Genomic DNA, 20,186 nt, shown 5'->3' on the forward strand with positions numbered 1-20,186 from the left:
AGCCTCGATATCGTTAAAGAACTTGCACGAGCACACTAAAAACATGAAACAATATACGAGGAATACACAGATGAGGAAACCCTAGGGACGTTCATGAAACCGCTTGTAATAGGAATTGCCGGAGGAACCGGCTCAGGAAAAACTACGCTGACGAACGCTCTCGTAGACTCCTTCGAAGGTCAAGTCGCCGTAATATACCACGATAACTACTACAAACGTCACGACGAGCTCAGCTACGAAGAACGCTGCCAACTCAACTATGATGCCCCCGAAGCCTTCGATAACGATCTTCTTATTGAACACCTTGATGAACTACTCAACGGGCAAGACATCGAAACTCCAGTATACGATTACACGGTACATAATCGTTCGGACCAGACGATGTCTGTCAATACCCGACCTATTATCATCATTGAAGGTATTCTGATTTTCGCTGAAGAACGTATCTGCTCACGTTGCGATATTAAGATTTTTGTTGATACTGATGCAGATGTTCGTATTCTTCGTCGTATGCGTCGAGACGTTCTTGAACGTCAAAGAACTATCGAATCGGTAGAACAACAATATCTCACCACAGTAAAGCCTATGCACGAGCTCTACGTGGAGCCTTCAAAACGACAAGCTGACATTATCGTCCCAGAAGGCGGCAGCAACCTCGTCGCTTTAGAAATGCTCATTCATCGGGTGCAGAACCAACTAGCTATTTCCCAACCATAAAACGTTCTCCACAGAATAATGCTGGGGTGCGAAGAAAACTTTTCGGTTTTCTCCGCACCCCAACATTATCTGAACGATACGATAATTTAAGAATTCTTGTTCTTAAGAGCTGCCAGACGTGCCTCTAACTCACTTTGTTTGCCGAGTTCTTCTAACTCATTAAACTGGGCATCAACAGAAGAAGCTGCCAATTCCTGTGCACCACGAACACGCGCTTCTTCACGGCGGACTTTCTCTTCAAAACGTGAAAGTTCTGACTGAGGATTCATAATGTCAAAGGACTTTAGCGAATCATGAACCTGAGCCTGAGCTGCCGCATTCTTTTGACGAGCAACAAGCTCATCACGCTTCGCAGAAAGCTCACGTAGCTTCTCTTGCATCTTTGCTAGACCGTCTTTGAGCTGTGCTACCGCTTGAGTCTGAGACTCAATCTGCGGTTTAGCAACGGCCATCTCTTGCTCAAGGCTCATCTGACGGCCAAGAGCGACTTTTGCAAGATTATCGAACTTATCTGCATTAGCAGTATCCCCAGAAGCACGGAACTGGTCTGCTGTACGTGAAGCAGAGAGCGCCTTATCTCCCCATTCTTGCGCTTCACGCTCATCAGAAGCATAGTCTTCTTCAAGGAGGCGAAGATTACCAATGGTCTGCGCTACTGCTTGTTCTGCTTCGGTGATATTAGCGGAATAGTCACGCACCATCTGATCAAGCATTTTTTGGGGATCTTCTGCAGCATCTAGCAAAGCATTAATATTTGCTTTTGCTAACTGTGCGATACGGCTAAAAATAGATTGTTTTACCATTGGGTCACTTCCTCAAAAGTTTCCTAGTATTATCGAGCCTCCACAAGGAGACAATAACTATATTGTGTCAGTGTTTCTTCATAAGATACCGAGAAAACACCTAAAAATCATAGGGTTTATCAAAAATTAACTTTAGAAATTTCCGCCAGTACCAGGTCCATCGAAACCACCAAAGCCACCATCAAAACCATTATCAAAACCTCCACCAAAACTCGTATTACCAGAAGAAGAACCTCCACCGTTGAGCAATGTTCCTAAGAGGATTCCGCCCAACATTGCAGAAGGATAATCCCCATGCTGTTGCTGCCCGAAACCTTGAACATCCTGCGAGGAACGGTCTTTTGCCTCTGTTGCTAAACGAATTGCCTGCTGCGCATGTTCTAGTGCGCTAACAGGGTCTTGATGCTGTAACTGTTGAGCCTGCTGAAGATAACGTTGTGCCTCTTGTAAGGCAGTGCGCGCCGGCGTTTTGACACCACCACGACGTGCTCGTACAAATTCAGAAGCACTATGAACCTGCGTCTGGGCAGAGAAGAGAGTGTGTTTGAGACTCTCACGGGCACGTTGCGTCTGCTCCTGAAATTCTCTAATCTCTTTGAGAGAATCATCAAGATGAGTACGTGCATTCTCTAAACGACTCAACATTGCTAAAGGATCAATCTGTTGGTTCTGAAGATGCGCACGAATCTGCTGAACAACACTTTGAAGACCAGCCGCTGCGCTCGCCATGTGTGCACGGTCTTGGTGCTGAGCAAAACTTTGTGCTTCGGCAATATCTCGTTCTGCTAGAAGTAGTGCGTCTTCGACAGAGCGCTGCGCTTGTCTTAACTGTTCGGGCGATGCCATGACTGACTCAAGCAATTTTTGTGCTTGAGAGAATGCTTCTTGGGTTGCGTGGATGTCTGCTGAAGCTTGATCGTATTGTTGCTCGGAGACTTTCTCCTCAGCAATTTTTAGGCTACGACGACCGAACTCTAAACGCTCTACAGCTTGTTGATGGTTATCGGTTGCCTGCTCTAAAGCAGATGCTGTGTAGTGGTTCTGTAGCTGCTCTATCACTGCTAGCGCCTTGGGTTCTTGGGTGCTAAGACTTTGAGAAGACTTCTGTAACGTGGCAATGAGTTCTGGAGCGTTACGAGCGATTTGTCGTAGCTGGCTAATGCTACGTAATTCTTGATGGAGCTGAGTAATAATGTCTTGGCAACGAGAAATAATATCTTCAAGCCACTGACGTTGGTCTTCTTCGGTGTCGGGAATATCGTCGTCAAGCTGCCGTTGTAATTGGAAAGCTTTTTGAAGACTATCTTTTGCGGTAGAGATTCTTTCGACGAAGCTGTGAACCGCAGAATCCCCATATTGCATGCGCGCAAACTCAAGTTCTTGTTCTGCCTCAGCTATAGAGTTATCGGCCTGTAAGAGAAGAGAATCGGCGTTGGCACGTAATTGCGGTAGCGGGGTAGAAGGGGTACGTCTTTCATTCGAGGAGGCTGGGACTCTGCGTAATTTTCGAGAGTTCTTTCGAGAAGCATAGTATGCGGCACCGCCGACTCCTAACACCGCCAGACCACCGAGCATACCGAAGGTTCCTAGTGAACTGCCTGAACCTTCTCTGGCCTGTTCGATGGCTGTCATTGCTGCAATAGCAGCCTGCTGATAGTCAGATTTTTTGAGGTAAGGAAATACCTTATTCTGGTAGATATCTTGAAGTTGCTCTTCGGAGAGAACCTGTGAACTACCTGCTTGGAAATAGGCTTGACGTGAATCGGTGGCGACCGCTAAAACAACGTCATTAGCTCCCATATTATTGAGCTGTGCTAGTTCCTTGACCCATGCTTGAGCTTGGTGTGGGTGTTCAAAATTCTTGACTAAAACAAGATAAAAATTCATATTCTCTTTTTGAGAGAATTGTTCAATCTCTTCGGAGAGCCCCTGATGCTGAGATACAAGGTGAGCTTCATCAATGATTCGAGTACCGGCGGGGATTTTCATGGGTTCTTCTGCGAATGCAGGTACCTGAACACATGCCAGAAATACCACGGAACTTGTGAGAAGTGTCCTGAGAAAAGTGCGATTTTTTGCCATGTCTTCCTCTGTGCCCCTTATCTGACGGTGATGAAGAATCTTATGCTCATTCTAAAACGTTATTTTTTCTTTGGTAGAGCAGTGGAAGACAATTCGTCTTGAGCGTAGAAAAAATAACACCAAGAAAACTTGCAAGAACCTCCCAGAAAATAACCAGAGTAAGTTCAATAAAACTCCAGATAAATGATAGATAGTAAAGATACGTAAAAAATAGTAGATATTTGAACAGGTATACACTGAGGATATCGACACAGGCCTTTAAAACAAGAAAGAAGAATAACAATATGTCACAAGAACCTTGGAACCAACAGCACAATTCAAACACTGCCGGATACCAGCAAAACCCTTATGCCCCTACCTCGCAGAATCAACAACCCTATAACACTTCCGAAAACCAACACGGCTACACTGGCGCATACCACACCGAATCACCCTACTACACCTCATATAACACCCCCTACTTTGAAGAACACCCCAAAGCATCTAAAAAATATGCAGGTGGCGTACTCCTCGGCGCTGCACTCATCGCCTCACTCATCGGCGGAGGAGTCGGAGCAGGTGTTGTTGCTCTCTCACAAAACACCTCATCAACTATCACCACCACCAATGCCGGAACAACCATCGTCAATAACAAAGACTCCGTCAATGCCATTACCGCTGCTGCAGAAAAAGCAATGCCGTCAGTTGTGACCATTGGTGTTGTTGCACCAGGAGCTACAGGCTCTGGGTCTGGAATCATCCTTGACGGAGAAGGCCATATCCTCACCAACACACACGTTGTAACTCTTGATGGAAAAGTCAATAACCCAGCAGTTGAAGTCCAACTTTCAAACGGACACACTGTTAGCGCAACCATCGTCGGAACAGACCCCACCAGCGATCTTGCCGTCATTAAAATAGACCCCAGCGGACTAACCCTCACGCCAGCAACCCTAGGAAACTCCCAAAAGCTTAACGTCGGAGAAACAACCATCGCAATTGGTGCACCGCTAGGGTTACAAAACACCGTGACTGACGGAATCATTTCAACCCTATCCCGAACTATTCAAGTAGCATCCTCAGAAGCACCCGAAGAAACACCTCAAGAAGAACACCAGCGACCCAACCTCGGAAACCAAAACCTTCCCTTCCAATTCCAAATTCCCGGACAAGATATTGACGGAGTATCAGCGCCAAAGAAAACTATTTCTTTGAACGTCCTCCAAACAGATGCCGCTATTAACCCCGGAAACTCTGGCGGTGCACTCGTCAATACTCAAGGCGAAGTGATCGGTATCAACGTCGCCATCGCCTCAGCACAATCAGGCCCATCCTCAGCAAGCTCGGGAGGAAACATCGGCGTTGGATTCTCCATTCCCATCAACTATGCCCACCGTATTGCCCAAGAAATTATCAAAGACGGCGCAGCAACTCACGGATTCCTTGGCGCTAACGTCTCTACCTCACCAGCCGATAACGACCAAAGTGAAATGTTCGGCGACGGTGCTCGCATCGAGGCAGTTGTTCCCGACAGCGCAGCAGCAAAAGCCGGATTGCAAAAAGGTGACGTTATCACCATGTTTAACGGGCATCGTATTACCGACTCTACAGAACTGACAGCTAGCGTCAGAGAAGCAGCAGCCGGACAAACCGTCAAAGCAACCATTCTGCGTAACGGCTCATCCGAAGAAAAAGAAATCACTCTCGGCAACGCCGCAGACGCCCAGAAAAAATAACACCAACACCTCAACAAAAGCTATAAAAATAGAGGGGGTAGCAGTCTACCCTGCTACCCCCTCTCATAAAATCCCATTGACATGAGAGGTGAAAACACTCCTTAAAGCAGTGCCCCTGAGAAATCATTCTGACGCCACGCCTCATACACCGCAATAGACGCAGAATTTGCAAGATTTAGCGAACGACGTCCTTCTAACATCGGAATACGAACCCTCTCCGTGATTTGCGGGGCGTTCTGAACATGCTCAGGAAGACCAACAGATTCAGGGCCAAATAAAAGAACATCGCCGGGACGATACGATACCTGCGCAAAATTCTTCTGCGCCGTCGTCGTAAAAGCAAAAACACGTTCAGGCTTAAGCTCTTCCCACGCTTGCTCAATATTTTGATGTACTTGAACAACCGCAAGATCATGATAATCCAAACCAGCACGACGCAAATGCGCATCATCAAAGTTAAACCCTAAAGGCTCCACAAGATGTAACTTTGCCCCCGTAATAGCCGCTAAACGAATAACATTTCCAGTGTTACCCGGAATCTCAGGAGTATAGAAAAGAATATTAAACACACCTCTAGTGTATGCCTTCCCTCATCACCTTTGTCATCATCAGCCTTGATCCGCCACAGAGAAGGTGAAACATCTCATGTGCTCGTCTAGGATGATAAGCGTAAAATAGTGGAGGCCAAACACCGCTAGATAAACCAAAGGACCTGTTCTCATGAAACGTACATACCTTGATCATGCGGCAACCACACAACCACTAGCATCCGTAATTGACGAAGTAACAGAACACCTAAAATACAGCGGAAACGCTTCAGCCTTACACTCCGCAGGACGCAGAGCACGTGCGGTTGTAGAACAAGCCCGCGAACGTATCGCCCAAGCTGTAGGCTGCGATAGTGCAGAAGTAATCTTTACCGCAGGCGGAACCGAAGCCGACAACCTCGCCATTAAAGGTATCTACCGTAAAAGAACTCACATAAACCCCCAATGCCGGCGTATCCTCATCAGCTCCATAGAACATCATGCGGTCAGCGAATCAGCAGAATGGCTCGAAGCGCATGAACAAGCGCAACTATGCTGGATACCCGTAGACTCACACGGCCTTATCGACATGAAAGCACTCAAAGCTCTCATCGAAGAAGACCCCGAAAATACGGCTCTCATCACCGTTATGTGGGCGAACAACGAAGTTGGTACCATACAACCAATCCGCGAAATTGCAGAACTCAGTGCCACCTACAATATTCCGTTTCACACCGACGCAGTACAAGCCTTCGGCGCTATCCCCATCAACTTCCGCCAAACAGGGGCAAACAGCATGGCAATATCTGGACATAAAATGGGTGCACCTCAAGGTATCGGCGCACTGATTGCTACCCGAACTACCGCCCTAACGCCAGTCCTCCACGGTGGGGGACAAGAACGAGCCGTCCGCTCAGGAACACTAGATACCGCAAGCATTGCCGGATTTGGTGTAGCTGCTCAAGAAGTCACCCAACACCTCGCTGAAGAAATGGTGCGCCTTGGGACACTCCGGAATACTCTCATTGAACGTATCCGCCACGAGATACCCAACGCAACACTACGCGGGGCAGAACCCGAATCAATTGAAGAACTGGAACAAGAAGGCGCCACCCGCCGGCTACCACACAACGTACATTTCACCTTTGACGGCTGCGAAGGAGATTCTTTGCTCTTCCTCCTCGATATGGCCGGTATAGAATCTTCTACTGGCTCTGCCTGCAATGCCGGAGTTCCACGCCCTTCCCACGTGCTACTTGCCATGGGAGTTGATGAAGAACACGCACGTGGTGCACAACGTTTTACCCTCGGACATGCCAGCACCAGCGAAGACATTGACGCCCTCATGGAAGCGTTGCCCGGAGCTTATGAACAAGCCCATAAAGCTGGTTTAGCGGCGCACGTACCGAATGAACACATCTGGCATTAGCAATTTGGTAAGTTGAAGACTGTCTTATACGTTCAGAGCATTCACACACAGCAATACGAAGGAAAATATCTTTATGAAAATCTTGGCTGCAATGAGCGGTGGTGTTGACTCTGCCGTTGCCGCTGCACGCGCGGTAGAAGCCGGACACGACGTTGTCGGCGTCCACCTCGCACTATCACGCATGCCCGGAACCCTTAGAACCGGAAGCCGCGGATGCTGCACTATCGAAGACTCCATGGACGCACGTAGAGTCTGCGACCAGCTAGGCATCCCCTTCTACGTATGGGACTTCTCTGAACGATTCAAAGAAGACGTCGTTGACGATTTCATCTCCGAATACGAAGCCGGACGCACACCTAACCCTTGCATGCGTTGCAACGAAAAAATCAAATTCGCTGCACTCCTCGAAAAAGCGGTAGCGTTAGGCTTTGATGCCGTTGTGACTGGGCACTATGCAAAAGTCATTAGCGACGAAAACGGAAACCGAGAACTGCACCGTGCCGCAACCTGGGCAAAAGACCAATCCTATGTTTTGGGCGTACTTACTCATGAACAGCTCAAACACGCATGGTTCCCCCTCTCAGACACACCGTCTAAAGATGAAGTCCGTGCAGAAGCTGCACGACGAGGATTCTCCGTCGCTAAAAAACCAGATTCTTACGATATCTGCTTCATTCCTGAAGGTGATACTCGCGCATGGCTTGAAGACCATATCCAGATGAGCGAAGGCAACATCAAAGATACTCAAGGGAACGTTTTAGGACAGCACCCTGGAGCTCAAGCCTATACTGTAGGGCAACGTAAAGGACTTGCTATCGGACGTCCAGCACCCGACGGAAAACCTCGTTTCGTACTAGAAATTCGCCCCAAAACCAATGAAGTCATCGTCGGTTCGAAAGACTTACTCGCTATCGATCGTATCCGTGGTATTAGAACTACTTGGGCAGGGCTACCCATTGATTGCGTACAAGAATTTCTTAACAAAACACCCGAACTGAACGCTCGAAGCGATAGCTTTGAAGTCACAACCCAAGTACGGGCCCACGCTGACCCTGTTGCCTCAACCGCATATATGCAGTGGGTTCTTGACGACGAGAACACCACAGACACAGAAAAAACTTCATTACGGTTAGAAACCGTCGTACACCTGAATGAGGGGTTGCGCGGAGTAGCGCCCGGACAGACTATGGTGATGTACCAAGGAACACGCGTCCTTGGACAAGCAACCATTAACCGTGCATATTCCACGGAAAGAGAAGATATTAACGCTTCATAAAAATAGTCATCACATAACAGCGCACAACAACTCACCAAAGGTAAAAACATGCCTGACTCACAAGACATCCAAGCACATAAAGAATTCGACCAGCGCGCATCATCGTTAAGAGGACAGGTTCAACCAGAAGTCCTTGAAGAGCTGTACAGCATCCGGAAAATTATTGATAATCTTGACGCTGCACTGATGCATATCTTGGCAGAACGCTTTAGGGCAACACAACGTGTCGGACACCTTAAGGCTGAACACCAGCTACCAGCTGGAGACCCTGCCCGAGAAGCTGCTCAAATTAAACGTTTGCGTTCTCTTGCGGAACTATCTGATTTAGACCCAGAATTTGCAGAAAAATTTCTGAATTTCATCATTTCAGAGGTGATTCGGCACCACGAACAAATCGCGCAAGAAAATAACACCACCGCGTCCCCGCAAGCTTGTTAAAACTGCTACCAGCAATAGCAGATGCCAGAACATCCCAGCCCTCAACACCGTGAAAATACAAACTATCACTGAATCACCTATTAGGGTACGCGCCAGCGCAACCGGAACTCTCAGCGGAGAAAACCTCCTTGACAGCATTTTCCGCGTCCGAGGAGAGCTCGGAAACCCACACCTGCCCTTTTTACCCGAACTACCACAACGTGGATACGCCGCAACCACACTTGCCAGAACCATCGCAACCCTCGATGAACTCCACGCAGAAGGGGCCTCCTATGGGTGGCGGTTAAGTAACGGCACCTCTCGAGAAAGCGAACTGGCCCGCTCCACATTCCGTTCGGATATCAACCTACTAGCTGACGTTATTGGGCAAGAAGAAGATCGAGGGAAAAACCTCAAACTCCAATTCATGGGGCCTATCTCTTTGGCTGTATCGCTCTACCTACCCAACGGAGAACGCGCTATCAGCGACCACGGAGCTAGACGAGACATCCGAGACTCCTTCCTCAACGGGCTCTCCAACTGGATTGACACCATTGATACCGCAACGGGATCTCAACACCTCTACCTGCAACTTGAAGAGCCATATCTTGAAACAGCACTGCACGGAAACATTCCCACCGCAAGTGGGTATCGAACCATTCGACACCTACCGCAACATGAGCTTCAAGAAACATATGGTCTCATTCAACAACACTTACAGCAACGTTCCATTTCACTAGCTATCACCAGATGCGACATTCAAAACCTCAACACCATACAATCAATACCCGACGCCCTCTGGTTCGACACCACAAACTACACACAACATGACTGGGAAAAAATTGCTCCGCATGCTGAAAGAGGCAAAGAACTCTGGCTAGCAACCACCGGTAACAACCTGAAGAGCCATATCCCAACTCAGGCCTACCACCTCTGGAAAAGCTGGCGCACCATCGGACTACCCGCGCAAGCCTTATCACAAGTGACCCTCTACGATAATGCAACACTCCACCTCATGAACATCGAAGATGCTACCAGCATCTTTACAGAACTCGTTCAAACAGCTCAAGCCCTCAGCGAGATAGCCCAAGACTCATAAAGAATGTTCCACCATGATGCCCCACCCCATGAAAAGAACACGATAGACTAGGGAAGACGTCGCGACCCTATGGGAGAAAAATGAACTCTACAATTCTCATTGTTGATGATGACGAAGCTCTCGCCGAAATGGTTGGCATCGTCCTAGCACAAGAAGGCTACGAAACAGTATTTTGCGAAGCCGGAGACAAAGCACGGGACGCTTTTAATAGCAACCAGCCAGACCTCATCCTGCTTGACCTTATGCTTCCAGGGATGAGCGGTATCGAAGTCTGCTCCAAAATACGTGAAGACTCAGACGTGCCCATCATCATGCTCACCGCTAAAAGCGACACCGAAGACGTCGTCCGCGGATTAGAAGCAGGCGCAGACGACTACATTGCCAAACCCTTTAAACCAGCTGAACTTTTGGCACGTATTCGCGCTCGCCTACGTCCGCGTGAAGATCACAGCAACGAGCCACTTCGTGTTGGCGGTCTGATTATTGATTTAGCGGGGCACACTGTCTCTCGTGATGGTGCGCTGATTCCTTTAACCCCCTTAGAATTTGAGCTTCTTGCTAACCTTGCGCAGCAACCGGGTCAGGTACTCACCCGCGAAACACTTTTGGGGAATGTATGGGGATACGAGAAGACTGTTGATTCCCGTCTCGTGAACGTACATATTCAGCGTCTACGCTCAAAAATTGAAGAGGACCCCGAAAATCCTAAGATTGTTCTAACTGTTCGTGGTGTGGGATATAAAGCTGCAGCTGATAGGACCCGCCGTTAGGCAAAATTGTGGCTAAACATTTTCCTCAGGCACCCCCTATTACGACACGGCAATACCGCAATAGTGAGTGGTTCTCGAACCCTCTTAGGCGTTTTCGTTTGTATTGGCACCAATCTTTGCAATTTCGTGCGATTGCTGCTGCTATTGTGCTGCTGATTGTCACCTTCATTTTTGTTGGTTCTTTCTTGTCCTCGCAGATTGCTAATTCTCTCTTCCGAGGTAGAGTAGATCAATCATTACAGGACTCAGCAGCTGGGTTCTCGAATGTTCAATCACTACTTGATAGTTCTGATGCTACGGGACGCTCTGAGATTCACCGTAACGTCCTGCGGTTCTTAACAGTTCTTGAAGCTGGGGGAGAAGAATCAGAAAAGCAATGGGTGCTTGCCCCTAATAAGGGAACCTCTGCTCAAGGATTTATCTCTGAACAGAGTCAGCATGGCACAATCAGCACCTCTGACATTCCCACCGAGCTACGCGATACCATCAGCCGTAATGAAGGTATTTACTGGCAGTCTGCAAGTTTGAACATTGACGGCCATCGACAGCCTGTTATCTTTGTGGGAACGAGTATTCGTATCCCTCAAAACCCTGCATACGGTTTGTATCTGGTCTACGACCTGTCCTCCTCACAAACAACGTTGCGATATATCAACCTCGTGGTGTGGGTTGCTTTCTTTATCTTGTTGCTTATCGTTGTCACGATTGTCTGGTACATTACGCGTTCTGTGATTCGTCCTATCTCTTCTACCGCAATTACTGCTGAAAAACTTGCCGCGGGGGACTTAGGGCAACGTGTCATCGTTCGAGGGCATAACGAGACTGCTCGTTTAGGTAATTCTTTTAACCGTATGGCTGATAGCCTTGAAAATCAGATTTCTCGTCTTGAAACTCTCTCTACGATGCAACAACGTTTTGTATCGGACGTTTCTCATGAGTTACGTACACCTTTAACCACCGTGCGTATGGCAGCAGAAATGCTATACGATGGCCGCGACGAATTTGGGGTAGCATATCGTCGCCCCACGGAGTTGCTCTATCATCAAGTAGACCGCTTCGATGCGTTGCTTGCTGACCTTCTAGAAATTTCTCGTTTTGACGCTGGTTCTGCAACGTTGGATGCTGTGTCTGTGCAGTTTATGGCGGTGTTTGAGGAAGTTCTTATCTCAGTAGAACCTCATTTACAACGTACCGGTACTGAGCTGAGAGTTCATCATGATAACAGCGATATCTCTGTAGAAATGGATCACCGTCGCATTGAACGCGTGCTAAGAAACTTGCTGTTTAATGCTGTTGAACATAGTGAAGGCCAGCCGATTGACGTCTATATTGCAACATCTGAGACAGCGTTAGGTGTTGCTGTTCGTGACCACGGTGTTGGGCTCAGTGAAGAACATGTAACGCAGGTCTTTAACCGTTTTTGGCGGGCAGACCCTTCACGTAAACGTACTCTTGGCGGTACCGGTTTGGGGCTTTCTATTGCAGCTGAGGACGTACGTTTACACGGTGGTACTCTCGAATGTTGGGGTCGTCCGGCAGAAGGTGCGTGTTTCCGTATGACTTTACCTCTCCGTCAAGGAGAACCTATGGGTAAATCTCCCGTACGGTTATCGGGGGATGCTCTTCCTCCCGATGAATATCTAGATATTGACGTTCCGACTTCTACCGATTCCGATGTGTCTGACGCTGAGGATAAGAACCAGCATGGTGAAAATTAGATGAAAAAAATATATTCTTCTACCAAGGTTCGTTATCTTGGTGTGGGTTTATGCTTTCTTGTCGGCGTAAGTGGCTGTGCAAGTATTCCACAAAGTGGTGCTGTTAGCCACTATGCTGATTCTCAAAGTACAAGTCCTGATACTCAGAGCAGTATTGTGCTTGATCCTCCTCGAGATGGTGCAAGTCCGCAGGAAATTATTCAAGGATTTTTACGGGCTGGTGCTGGTGCGAAAGATGATTATCAAGTAGCCCGTGAATATCTGACGGAAGAGTTTTCAAACTCTTGGATACCTGATGAACGGACCTTAGTATATCGGGATTCTACAACTTTAGAAGTCACCTCAGATACTGCTCATGAGGGTGCTCAACACGGCGATGAATATTCGGTTACGGTTCCTGTGGCAACTTCTATTGACCGGCGAGGAATCGCAACATCATATGCGGAAGTCTCCCCAGAAAACCTTAGGTTTAAGGTGGTTCAGGTCAATGGGCAGTGGCGTATTGCTCAGGCACCGCAAGGCACTGTGATGAACCATCATGATTTTATTCAGGTTTTTGCGACATACACCTTGTACTTTTATGACCCTACATACACCTATGCCGTACCTGACATCCGTTGGTTTGCCGACCGCCCAACGGTTGTTACCTCAATTACGAAGGTTCTTCTAGAAGGGGCCGCACCGTACCTTGAGGGTGCTGTGAGTAGTGCTATCCCCTCGGGGACAACGCTCACTCGTAACTCTGTTCCGGTGGAGGAGACTGTTGCCCAAGTGAGCTTACACGGTGAGGGGCTAGGTGCTGATATCTCACAGCTCGATATTGAACGGATGAACTCTCAGCTGACGCAAACGCTATCACTTTTGGGCGGTATTGACTCTGTCAAATTGACCTTTGACGATCAAGATGTCAAAGCTGGTCCTCTCGATAATTATGTTGCTCCTCAGGTCAACCCTAGTGTATCGGGCAATATCGTTGCTCTTGACGGAAACCAGCTAGTTACTCGTAGCGAAATTTTCAATGATGCTGACCAGAACAAAATTGTTGATATTGCGGTGGCTAATCCTCGGGATCTAGCGATGGATTACACTCGTAAAAACTTCGCGTTCTTAGACTCTCTACAACAGTCACTCTTTTGGGTCTCTGATCAGAAGATTACTCATATGTTTGATGGTGTTGGACTAACACACCCATCTTTTGACCAGTTCCAATGGCTATGGAGCGCTGATTCTACAGGCCGGTTGCGAGCTGTTTCGTATGTAAACTCTCAGGAGAAAAAACAGGTTGATGTTCGTTCTCCATGGTTAGAGGGATACGACGTGAAATCTGTTCGTATTTCTCGTGATGGTGCGCGTGCGGCGGTTGTTGCAACTCTTGATGGCGAAACATATGTGTGGGTATCTGGTATTCATCGTAGTTCTGATCACCAACCACTTGAGCTGACTTCTCCCGTCCGTTTAGGGACGACTCTTGACGTGACTGATGTCTCTTGGACAAGTGATCAGAGCCTTATTGCAGCAGATGAACTTTCGGGCGAATCTGAGATTATCTACCTATCGGGGGAGATTACTTCTGTTGAACGGCTAGATGGTTTATCTCTTATCGCTTCTGGTGCAGGGAATAACCAGATTGTTGCTCAGACAAAGGACGGGCGTCTTTACACTTTGGTCGATCGTGGTTGGTCTCGTATCGACATCCCATTGCATGACGTGAACTATTCAGGTTAGTCGCCAATTACTGCTAAAACGTCAGAAAAATATTTCATATCTTTATCCACAGATATGAAAAATCCTAAGAGTCTCTCGCCCCATAGAGAGATACTTAGTGCTGTGCTATCTTCAATGGGTTTTTATCTGCGCTTATTGTGCTCTGAGGCGCTAGAACTGATTCGACCTCGAGTCTGTGCAAGCTGCGGGGCATATGGGACGAAGGCTGTGAACCGTTCTTTATGCTCTCATTGTGATTTTCAGGTTCGCCATTCACTACTGAACGTTCATTGTTCTAGAGTTGATGGAGTCGGGTGTCCAATATATTCTGCTGGGGCGTATGAACATGAGTTAGCACGCAGTATTTTGGCGTATAAGAATCATTCACGTACGGATCTTCTCGATATTCTTGCTACCGGTCTGGTTCGTGTAGTGGTGGAATGTCTCCAACAGGCTGAAGATGTTAAACGTATAGTTCTTATTCCCATGCCTTCTGACCCAAGTGCAACACGAAGACGCGGTTATGTCCCTGCTCAATTATTGGCAGAGCGTGTGTGCCAGTTGATGGGGGAGTACGCTGGTGTGTCTTGTGTATCGTATGGTCTTCTCTCCAAGAAAAAGCGCTGGGGTAGGGGAGATAAGTCGGGGCAGAAACTTTTGACGGGGGCTCAACGCCGTCAACGGCTGTCTCATTCTATGCGTTTAGCGTCACCACCTCTGTCTTTTATGGGGTTCTATTATGATGTTCGTGGTGTGCATTGTCTTCTCGTAGATGACGTATTGACTACGGGAGCGACTTTAGCGGAGGGGTATCGTGTTGTTTCTTCTGCTGGGGGCAAAGTGATAGGTGCGGTTACGGTTGCTTATGTTCCTTATCGGGGTGGCACCTCTACATATACTGTGGGGTATTCACCTATATCTCTTGATTAAAGGATGGTGAATGTTCGCTGTGGGTAGCGTATATATTCTCACCTGAAAAATCTTTTGCGTGACACGAGACATCTTTTGAACTAGGCTAGTGATAGGGAATCAAAGACGAATTCCTCGGCTTAGCTCCTCTTCGGATGGAGTCGCAGCTAAGTACACGCCCCCAAATATGCTGGAGGGAATTGTGGAAATTAACATCATCGGACGAAACGTTAAAGTTACTGAACGTCTGCGTGAACATGTTGAAGATAAAGTTGCAAAGTTTGAGCAACTGGGTGACCGCGTCAGCACCATCGAAATAAAATTCACTAAAGAAGGCCATTCTGGTCCAGAAATTATTGGCGCAGAAATTACTGTTATCGGCAAAGGCCCTGTTCTTCGTGCAGAAGCTACTGGAGAAGATAAGTTCGCGGTCTTTGATGACACCTACGGAAAACTCCTTGAGCGTTTACGCCGTGCACGAGACCGACGCAAACCTAGCAAATCAGGAACAAAACGTCCTATCTCAGTTTCTGAAGCAACCGGATCTCTCCCCATTGTGACGGAACAAGTTGCTATCTCTGAGATACATCTAGATGATGTGCCCGTCGAAGAAATTGCTTTTTCTACCGAGTATTCTCTTGAAGATGAAGTCTCTTCACCCTTAGAAATCCGGCGTAAGACCTTCCCTGCAACACACTTAACGGCAGAAGAAGCTGTGGATCATATGGAACTCGTTGGGCATGACTTCTTTGTCTATCTTGATAAAGAAACGGGTGCACCATCTGCTGTGTACCGTCGTAAAGGATGGACGTACGGCGTGATTTCTTTAGAAAACACTCCTGAGTAAGATTCTTATTTAGTCTTTATCAAAGTAGTGTTTAAAGCGCCTAAGGATTTTGCTCAGGTGCTTTAGCCTAGCTGAAACGGCATCAAATACTGGACAGCTCACAAAACGTGGCGCCAGCTATTTGATGCCGTTTTTGTATTCTAAAACCCTTATTTCTAGGGGTTGTCCTCTAAAAATAAGGCTTAGCTGAGAGAGTAATACGAAAAGCGTTCTCATATTGACTAGTTTTTAGCCTAGAATAGTGATGATGTGCTGACATAAAGTGTCGGTACCGTATTTAAAGTTTTCGTCTCAAGGAGTCAGTTTTCGTGGCATCTTTCTTAGAGAAGATTCTTCGCGCAGGGGATAAAAAAATTCTCAAACAGCTTCGTGCGTACACTGATGCAGTGAACTCGCTCGAAAGCAGCTTTGAAAATATGAGTGACGCCGAACTGCGTGCAGAAACAGACTCGTTCCGCGCTCGCATTAAAGATGGCGAATCTCTTGACACCCTCTTGCCAGAAGCGTTCGCTGTTGTACGTGAAGCCTCAAAGCGTACCCTTGGAAAACGCCACTATGACGTTCAGCTGATGGGCGGGGCAGCCCTACACCTCGGCAATATCGCCGAAATGAAAACCGGCGAGGGTAAAACTCTTGTCGCCACCGCGCCGGCATACCTTAATGCGCTATCTGGTAAAGGCGTGCATATCGTAACCGTTAACGATTACCTTGCCGAATATCAAGCAAACCTCATGGGACGAGTATTCCGTTTTTTGGGGATGGAATCGGGCGTTATCCTTTCGAACCAGACTCCAGAAGAGCGACGTAAACAATACGCAGCAGACATCACTTACGGCACCAATAACGAGTTTGGGTTCGACTATCTACGCGATAACATGGCGTGGAGTGTTGAAGAACAGGTTCAACGTGGGCACAACTTCGCCATTGTCGACGAAGTTGACTCCATTTTGATTGACGAGGCTCGTACCCCGCTGATTATCTCTGGGCCAGCTGCAGGAGAAGCACACCGCTGGTACGCTGAATTTGCAGGTTTCGTACAGACTCTTCTTCCTGAAAAAGATTACGAAGTAGACGAGAAGAAGCGTACCGTCGGTATCCTTGAATCCGGTATTGACAAGGTAGAAGACCACCTCGGAATTGAGAATCTTTACGAGCCAGCTAATACTCCGCTCATTGGTTTCTTAAATAACGCTATTAAAGCTAAAGAACTCTTTAAGAACAATAAAGACTATGTCGTCATGAATGGTGAAGTTCTCATCGTCGATGAACATACTGGACGCATCCTCCCCGGACGCCGTTATAACGAGGGCATCCATCAGGCTATTGAAGCTAAAGAAGCTGTCGAAATTAAGCCTGAGAACCAGACCATGGCAACGATTACTTTGCAGAACTATTTCCGCATGTACGACAAGCTCTCCGGTATGACAGGTACTGCAGAGACTGAAGCAGCAGAGTTCATGAATACTTACGAACTTGGCGTGGTTGCTATTCCTACGAATAAGGAAGTTCAGCGCGTTGACCACCCCGACCGCGTACATAAGAACGAAATTGTAAAATTCAACGCTGTTGTTGAAGACATCAAAGAGCGTTTTGAAACCGGGCAGCCTGTTCTAGTAGGTACAACCAGCGTAGAAAAAAGCGAGTACCTCTCTAAGCTTCTCAAACGTGAAGGTATCCGTCACGAAGTGTTGAACGCAAAAAACAACGCACGTGAGGCTGCTATCGTAGCGCAAGCAGGTCGTAAGGGCGCTATTACCGTTGCGACGAATATGGCTGGTCGTGGTACCGACATCATGTTGGGTGGTAACCCTGAGTTTAATGCTGTTGAAAAAATGGCAGAACTCGGCTTAGACCCAGAACAGAACACCGAAGAATACGAGGCGAAATGGCCTAGCATTCTTGCTGAATGTGAGGATGCGGCTCGTGCAGAACACGAAGAAGTTATTGCTCTTGGCGGGCTGTACGTTCTTGGTACTGAACGTCATGAATCTCGCCGCATCGATAACCAGCTACGAGGCCGCTCTGGACGTCAAGGCGACCCCGGCGAATCACGTTTTTATCTCTCTCTATCAGACGAGCTAATGCGTCTATTCAATGGTCAAGCAGCTGCTCGTCTGATGGCTAACGCTCCTGACGACACTGTGCTTGACTCCAAACTGGTTTCTCGTGTTGTTGCCTCAGCTCAGGGACAGGTTGAATCTCGCAACGCTGAACAGCGTAAGAACATCCTTAAATACGATGATGTTTTGAATCGTCAGCGTGAAGCAATGTATAAAGACCGTAACCAGATTCTGCATGGAGATGATCTTAAAGAACAGATTCAAATCTTTACGCGTGAAGTTCTTACCTCTGCGATTGATGCACAGGTAGGGGATAACCACGCAGAAGATTGGGACTTTGATAAACTCTGGGAAACTCTCAAGAGTATTTATCCTGTCACGATTACTGCTGAGGACTTGGCAGAAGATGCGGGAGACCGCACAAAGATTACTCGTGACCAGCTAGTTAAAGAGATTATTGCTGATGCCGAGTTAGTCTACCAAGAACGTGAAGAAACTATCGGTGCGGATTCTATGCGTGAAATTGAACGCCGTGTTGTTCTTTCTGTGATTGGGAAGCGTTGGCCTGAACATCTTTACGAGATGGACTACCTGAAAGAGGGTATTGGTTTACGTGCTATGGCTCAGCGCGATCCCCTCATTGAGTATCAGCGTGAAGGTTATGCACTGTACCAGACGATGATGGACGCTATTCGTGAAGAATCTGTCAGCTACTTGTACCATGTTGATTTGGCAAAGCAACGTACGCAGTCTTCTCCTCTGGGGATGAAGATTCCTGCTCAGCCGAAGTTCTTACAGTATTCTGCACCTTCAGAAGATGGTGGAACTGAAACTGAAATTCGTAAAAATGATTTGATGAACCAGAAGAAATAGTTTTAACTCTTAACTATGAGACGGTGGGGTGCTGACCAGATATGGGCAGCACCCCACCGTTGTTTTATGCAATTTCTAGAGCTGTAATCTTCCATTTGGAGAAAACTTTTTCTACTCTCATAGCTATGGCTCGTACTCGGGCCAAATCTTCCATGATGAGACATACTTCAAACGTATCTGTTCGTACTTTTTGCGCTTTAGCACGGCGAGCTTTGGGCAGTTTTGCCCTATGAGATGTGGGAGAAGGTTTGAGAGGTGTCCTCATACTATGCTGCCGTAAGAGTTGTTGGGTGAGCTGAGCTCTTTGCGTTACCTGTTGATAGCATTCTTGACTAAGCCACCGTGCAATATGCTGTGTTGGACGTCGTCCTGCAAAAACTTCTAAAATTGCAACGCTGATTCCTGCGCACATGATTTCGATAGCTTTACATTCTTCGTTGCTTGGGCTGATGGGGCGTTTAGGCCGGAAGTTGATATTTTCTTCTCGAGCTAAGGCCTGTCGGAAACGCTCATATTCTTCAGCTGAGATAACAGTAAAACGTTGTTGGTTTGGTGTGGACTCGGGTTGGTGGATAGCCATGATGATGTCCTTATATCGTCTTTGGTATATAGGTAGGGTGGGTGGTTCTAGATGTTGGGAAGAGTGAGTTTTTCTCCTGGATATATGGGTGCTTCGTAGGCACGTAGGAGTTCCTGATTATGTTGGTAAATCTGGTAGCTATATTCCAGAATGCTGCTAGGCGTTGCGTCTTCTCCTAAATGTGTTTGTGCAATGTTCCAAAGGGTGTCTCCTGCTTGAACAACGTGATCTTTTGCGGGGGCTTTAGTGTGCACGCTTCGTGTTGATGTGGTGACTCCAAAGAGTGGAGTGAGCGGAATATATTCTTTCTCTGAGGCTGAGAGCATGATGTGGTGTAGAGAACTATTTTTGGCCTCATATCCAGAAGATCTTTTTTCGGCAGAATCATGCTGAGAAATTTTTGACGTAAAGAATGTCGTCAACGGAGGGCTCATAGGCCTGGACTCTATATTCTCTACTTGTCCTTGCCCTACGCAAGTGATTGCGGTTGCTGTTTGTGTGGGGGAGTACGCCTGTGCTGGAGTGCAGATAACGCCAATCCCGATCAGCGCTAGTGCACAGTTTTTGAGGCACGTCGGCGCCCACGAGGGAAGGTGAAGGCGCCTGTGAGGGTTTCTCTGCTGGAATCGGTATGAACGCAGAATGAAGAAGATACTTGTA

17 protein-coding genes are annotated in these 20,186 nt (G+C 47.5%); 12 read left to right on the forward strand and 5 right to left on the reverse strand.

Features of this window, described 5'->3' with window-relative positions:
* The first annotated feature begins 51 nt into the window (after positions 1 to 51).
* Positions 52 to 717, forward strand: coding sequence for a uridine kinase (udk, locus tag ACN08W_RS03585; protein WP_419107427.1), 666 nt, complete (start codon positions 52 to 54; stop codon positions 715 to 717).
* Between the two features lie 86 nt (positions 718 to 803).
* On the opposite strand, the gene ACN08W_RS03590 is transcribed toward udk, so the two are convergent.
* On the reverse strand, positions 804 to 1,520 hold the full coding sequence (locus ACN08W_RS03590) for a PspA/IM30 family protein (protein ID WP_419103539.1): 717 nt from the start codon (positions 1,518 to 1,520) through the stop codon (positions 804 to 806).
* A gap of 132 nt (positions 1,521 to 1,652) precedes the next feature.
* Positions 1,653 to 3,509 (reverse strand): TPM domain-containing protein, encoded by a 1,857-nt coding sequence (locus ACN08W_RS03595; RefSeq protein WP_419108816.1) that lies wholly within the window; start codon positions 3,507 to 3,509, stop codon positions 1,653 to 1,655.
* A gap of 377 nt (positions 3,510 to 3,886) precedes the next feature.
* On the opposite strand from ACN08W_RS03595, the gene ACN08W_RS03600 reads away from it, so the two are divergent.
* Positions 3,887 to 5,317 (forward strand): S1C family serine protease, encoded by a 1,431-nt coding sequence (locus ACN08W_RS03600; protein WP_419108817.1) that lies wholly within the window; start codon positions 3,887 to 3,889, stop codon positions 5,315 to 5,317.
* Positions 5,318 to 5,418: 101 nt separating this feature from the next.
* Here the strand turns inward: ACN08W_RS03600 and ACN08W_RS03605 are convergent, their stop codons facing one another.
* A complete protein-coding gene (locus ACN08W_RS03605) occupies positions 5,419 to 5,886 on the reverse strand; it encodes a tRNA (cytidine(34)-2'-O)-methyltransferase (RefSeq protein WP_419108818.1) in 468 nt (155 codons plus the stop codon).
* Positions 5,887 to 6,037: 151 nt separating this feature from the next.
* Here ACN08W_RS03605 and ACN08W_RS03610 point away from each other — a divergent pair, with 151 nt between their 5' ends.
* The 10 genes from ACN08W_RS03610 (at position 6,038) to secA (ending at position 18,946) form a co-directional block, all read left to right on the forward strand.
* Complete coding sequence (locus ACN08W_RS03610; RefSeq protein ID WP_419108819.1) at positions 6,038 to 7,273, forward strand: cysteine desulfurase family protein; 1,236 nt, start codon at positions 6,038 to 6,040, stop codon at positions 7,271 to 7,273.
* A 73-nt stretch (positions 7,274 to 7,346) separates the two neighbouring features.
* Positions 7,347 to 8,549: a tRNA 2-thiouridine(34) synthase MnmA gene (gene mnmA / locus ACN08W_RS03615; RefSeq protein ID WP_419108820.1), complete on the forward strand. Its 1,203-nt coding sequence runs from the start codon at positions 7,347 to 7,349 to the stop codon at positions 8,547 to 8,549.
* A 48-nt stretch (positions 8,550 to 8,597) separates the two neighbouring features.
* Positions 8,598 to 8,987: a chorismate mutase gene (locus tag ACN08W_RS03620; protein ID WP_419103533.1), complete on the forward strand. Its 390-nt coding sequence runs from the start codon at positions 8,598 to 8,600 to the stop codon at positions 8,985 to 8,987.
* 49 nt (positions 8,988 to 9,036) lie between these two features.
* Positions 9,037 to 10,065, forward strand: coding sequence for a methionine synthase (locus ACN08W_RS03625; RefSeq protein WP_419108821.1), 1,029 nt, complete (start codon positions 9,037 to 9,039; stop codon positions 10,063 to 10,065).
* An 80-nt stretch (positions 10,066 to 10,145) separates the two neighbouring features.
* A complete protein-coding gene (gene mtrA / locus ACN08W_RS03630) occupies positions 10,146 to 10,835 on the forward strand; it encodes an MtrAB system response regulator MtrA (RefSeq protein ID WP_419103531.1) in 690 nt (229 codons plus the stop codon).
* A gap of 8 nt (positions 10,836 to 10,843) precedes the next feature.
* Complete coding sequence (mtrB, locus tag ACN08W_RS03635; RefSeq protein ID WP_419108822.1) at positions 10,844 to 12,553, forward strand: MtrAB system histidine kinase MtrB; 1,710 nt, start codon at positions 10,844 to 10,846, stop codon at positions 12,551 to 12,553.
* Complete coding sequence (locus ACN08W_RS03640) at positions 12,554 to 14,278, forward strand: LpqB family beta-propeller domain-containing protein (RefSeq protein ID WP_419107389.1); 1,725 nt, start codon at positions 12,554 to 12,556, stop codon at positions 14,276 to 14,278.
* A gap of 102 nt (positions 14,279 to 14,380) precedes the next feature.
* Positions 14,381 to 15,187: a ComF family protein gene (locus ACN08W_RS03645; RefSeq protein WP_419108823.1), complete on the forward strand. Its 807-nt coding sequence runs from the start codon at positions 14,381 to 14,383 to the stop codon at positions 15,185 to 15,187.
* Positions 15,188 to 15,368: 181 nt separating this feature from the next.
* Entirely contained in the window at positions 15,369 to 16,013 is a 645-nt protein-coding gene (gene hpf, locus ACN08W_RS03650; RefSeq protein ID WP_419108824.1) for a ribosome hibernation-promoting factor, HPF/YfiA family, read from the forward strand.
* A gap of 308 nt (positions 16,014 to 16,321) precedes the next feature.
* On the forward strand, positions 16,322 to 18,946 hold the full coding sequence (secA, locus tag ACN08W_RS03655; protein ID WP_419108825.1) for a preprotein translocase subunit SecA: 2,625 nt from the start codon (positions 16,322 to 16,324) through the stop codon (positions 18,944 to 18,946).
* 64 nt (positions 18,947 to 19,010) lie between these two features.
* Here the strand turns inward: secA and ACN08W_RS03660 are convergent, their stop codons facing one another.
* Together ACN08W_RS03660 and ACN08W_RS03665 are read right to left on the reverse strand one after the other, a co-directional pair.
* Positions 19,011 to 19,526, reverse strand: a complete 516-nt coding sequence (locus ACN08W_RS03660; RefSeq protein ID WP_419106898.1) for an Rv3235 family protein — start codon at positions 19,524 to 19,526, stop codon at positions 19,011 to 19,013.
* A gap of 47 nt (positions 19,527 to 19,573) precedes the next feature.
* Complete coding sequence (locus ACN08W_RS03665) at positions 19,574 to 19,960, reverse strand: LysM peptidoglycan-binding domain-containing protein (RefSeq protein WP_419108826.1); 387 nt, start codon at positions 19,958 to 19,960, stop codon at positions 19,574 to 19,576.
* Positions 19,961 to 20,186 lie beyond the last annotated feature (226 nt).

The sequence above is a fragment of the Rothia sp. CCM 9419 genome (assembly GCF_048512815.1).
In the GTDB taxonomy this organism is placed as follows: Bacteria; Actinomycetota; Actinomycetes; order Actinomycetales; family Micrococcaceae; genus Rothia.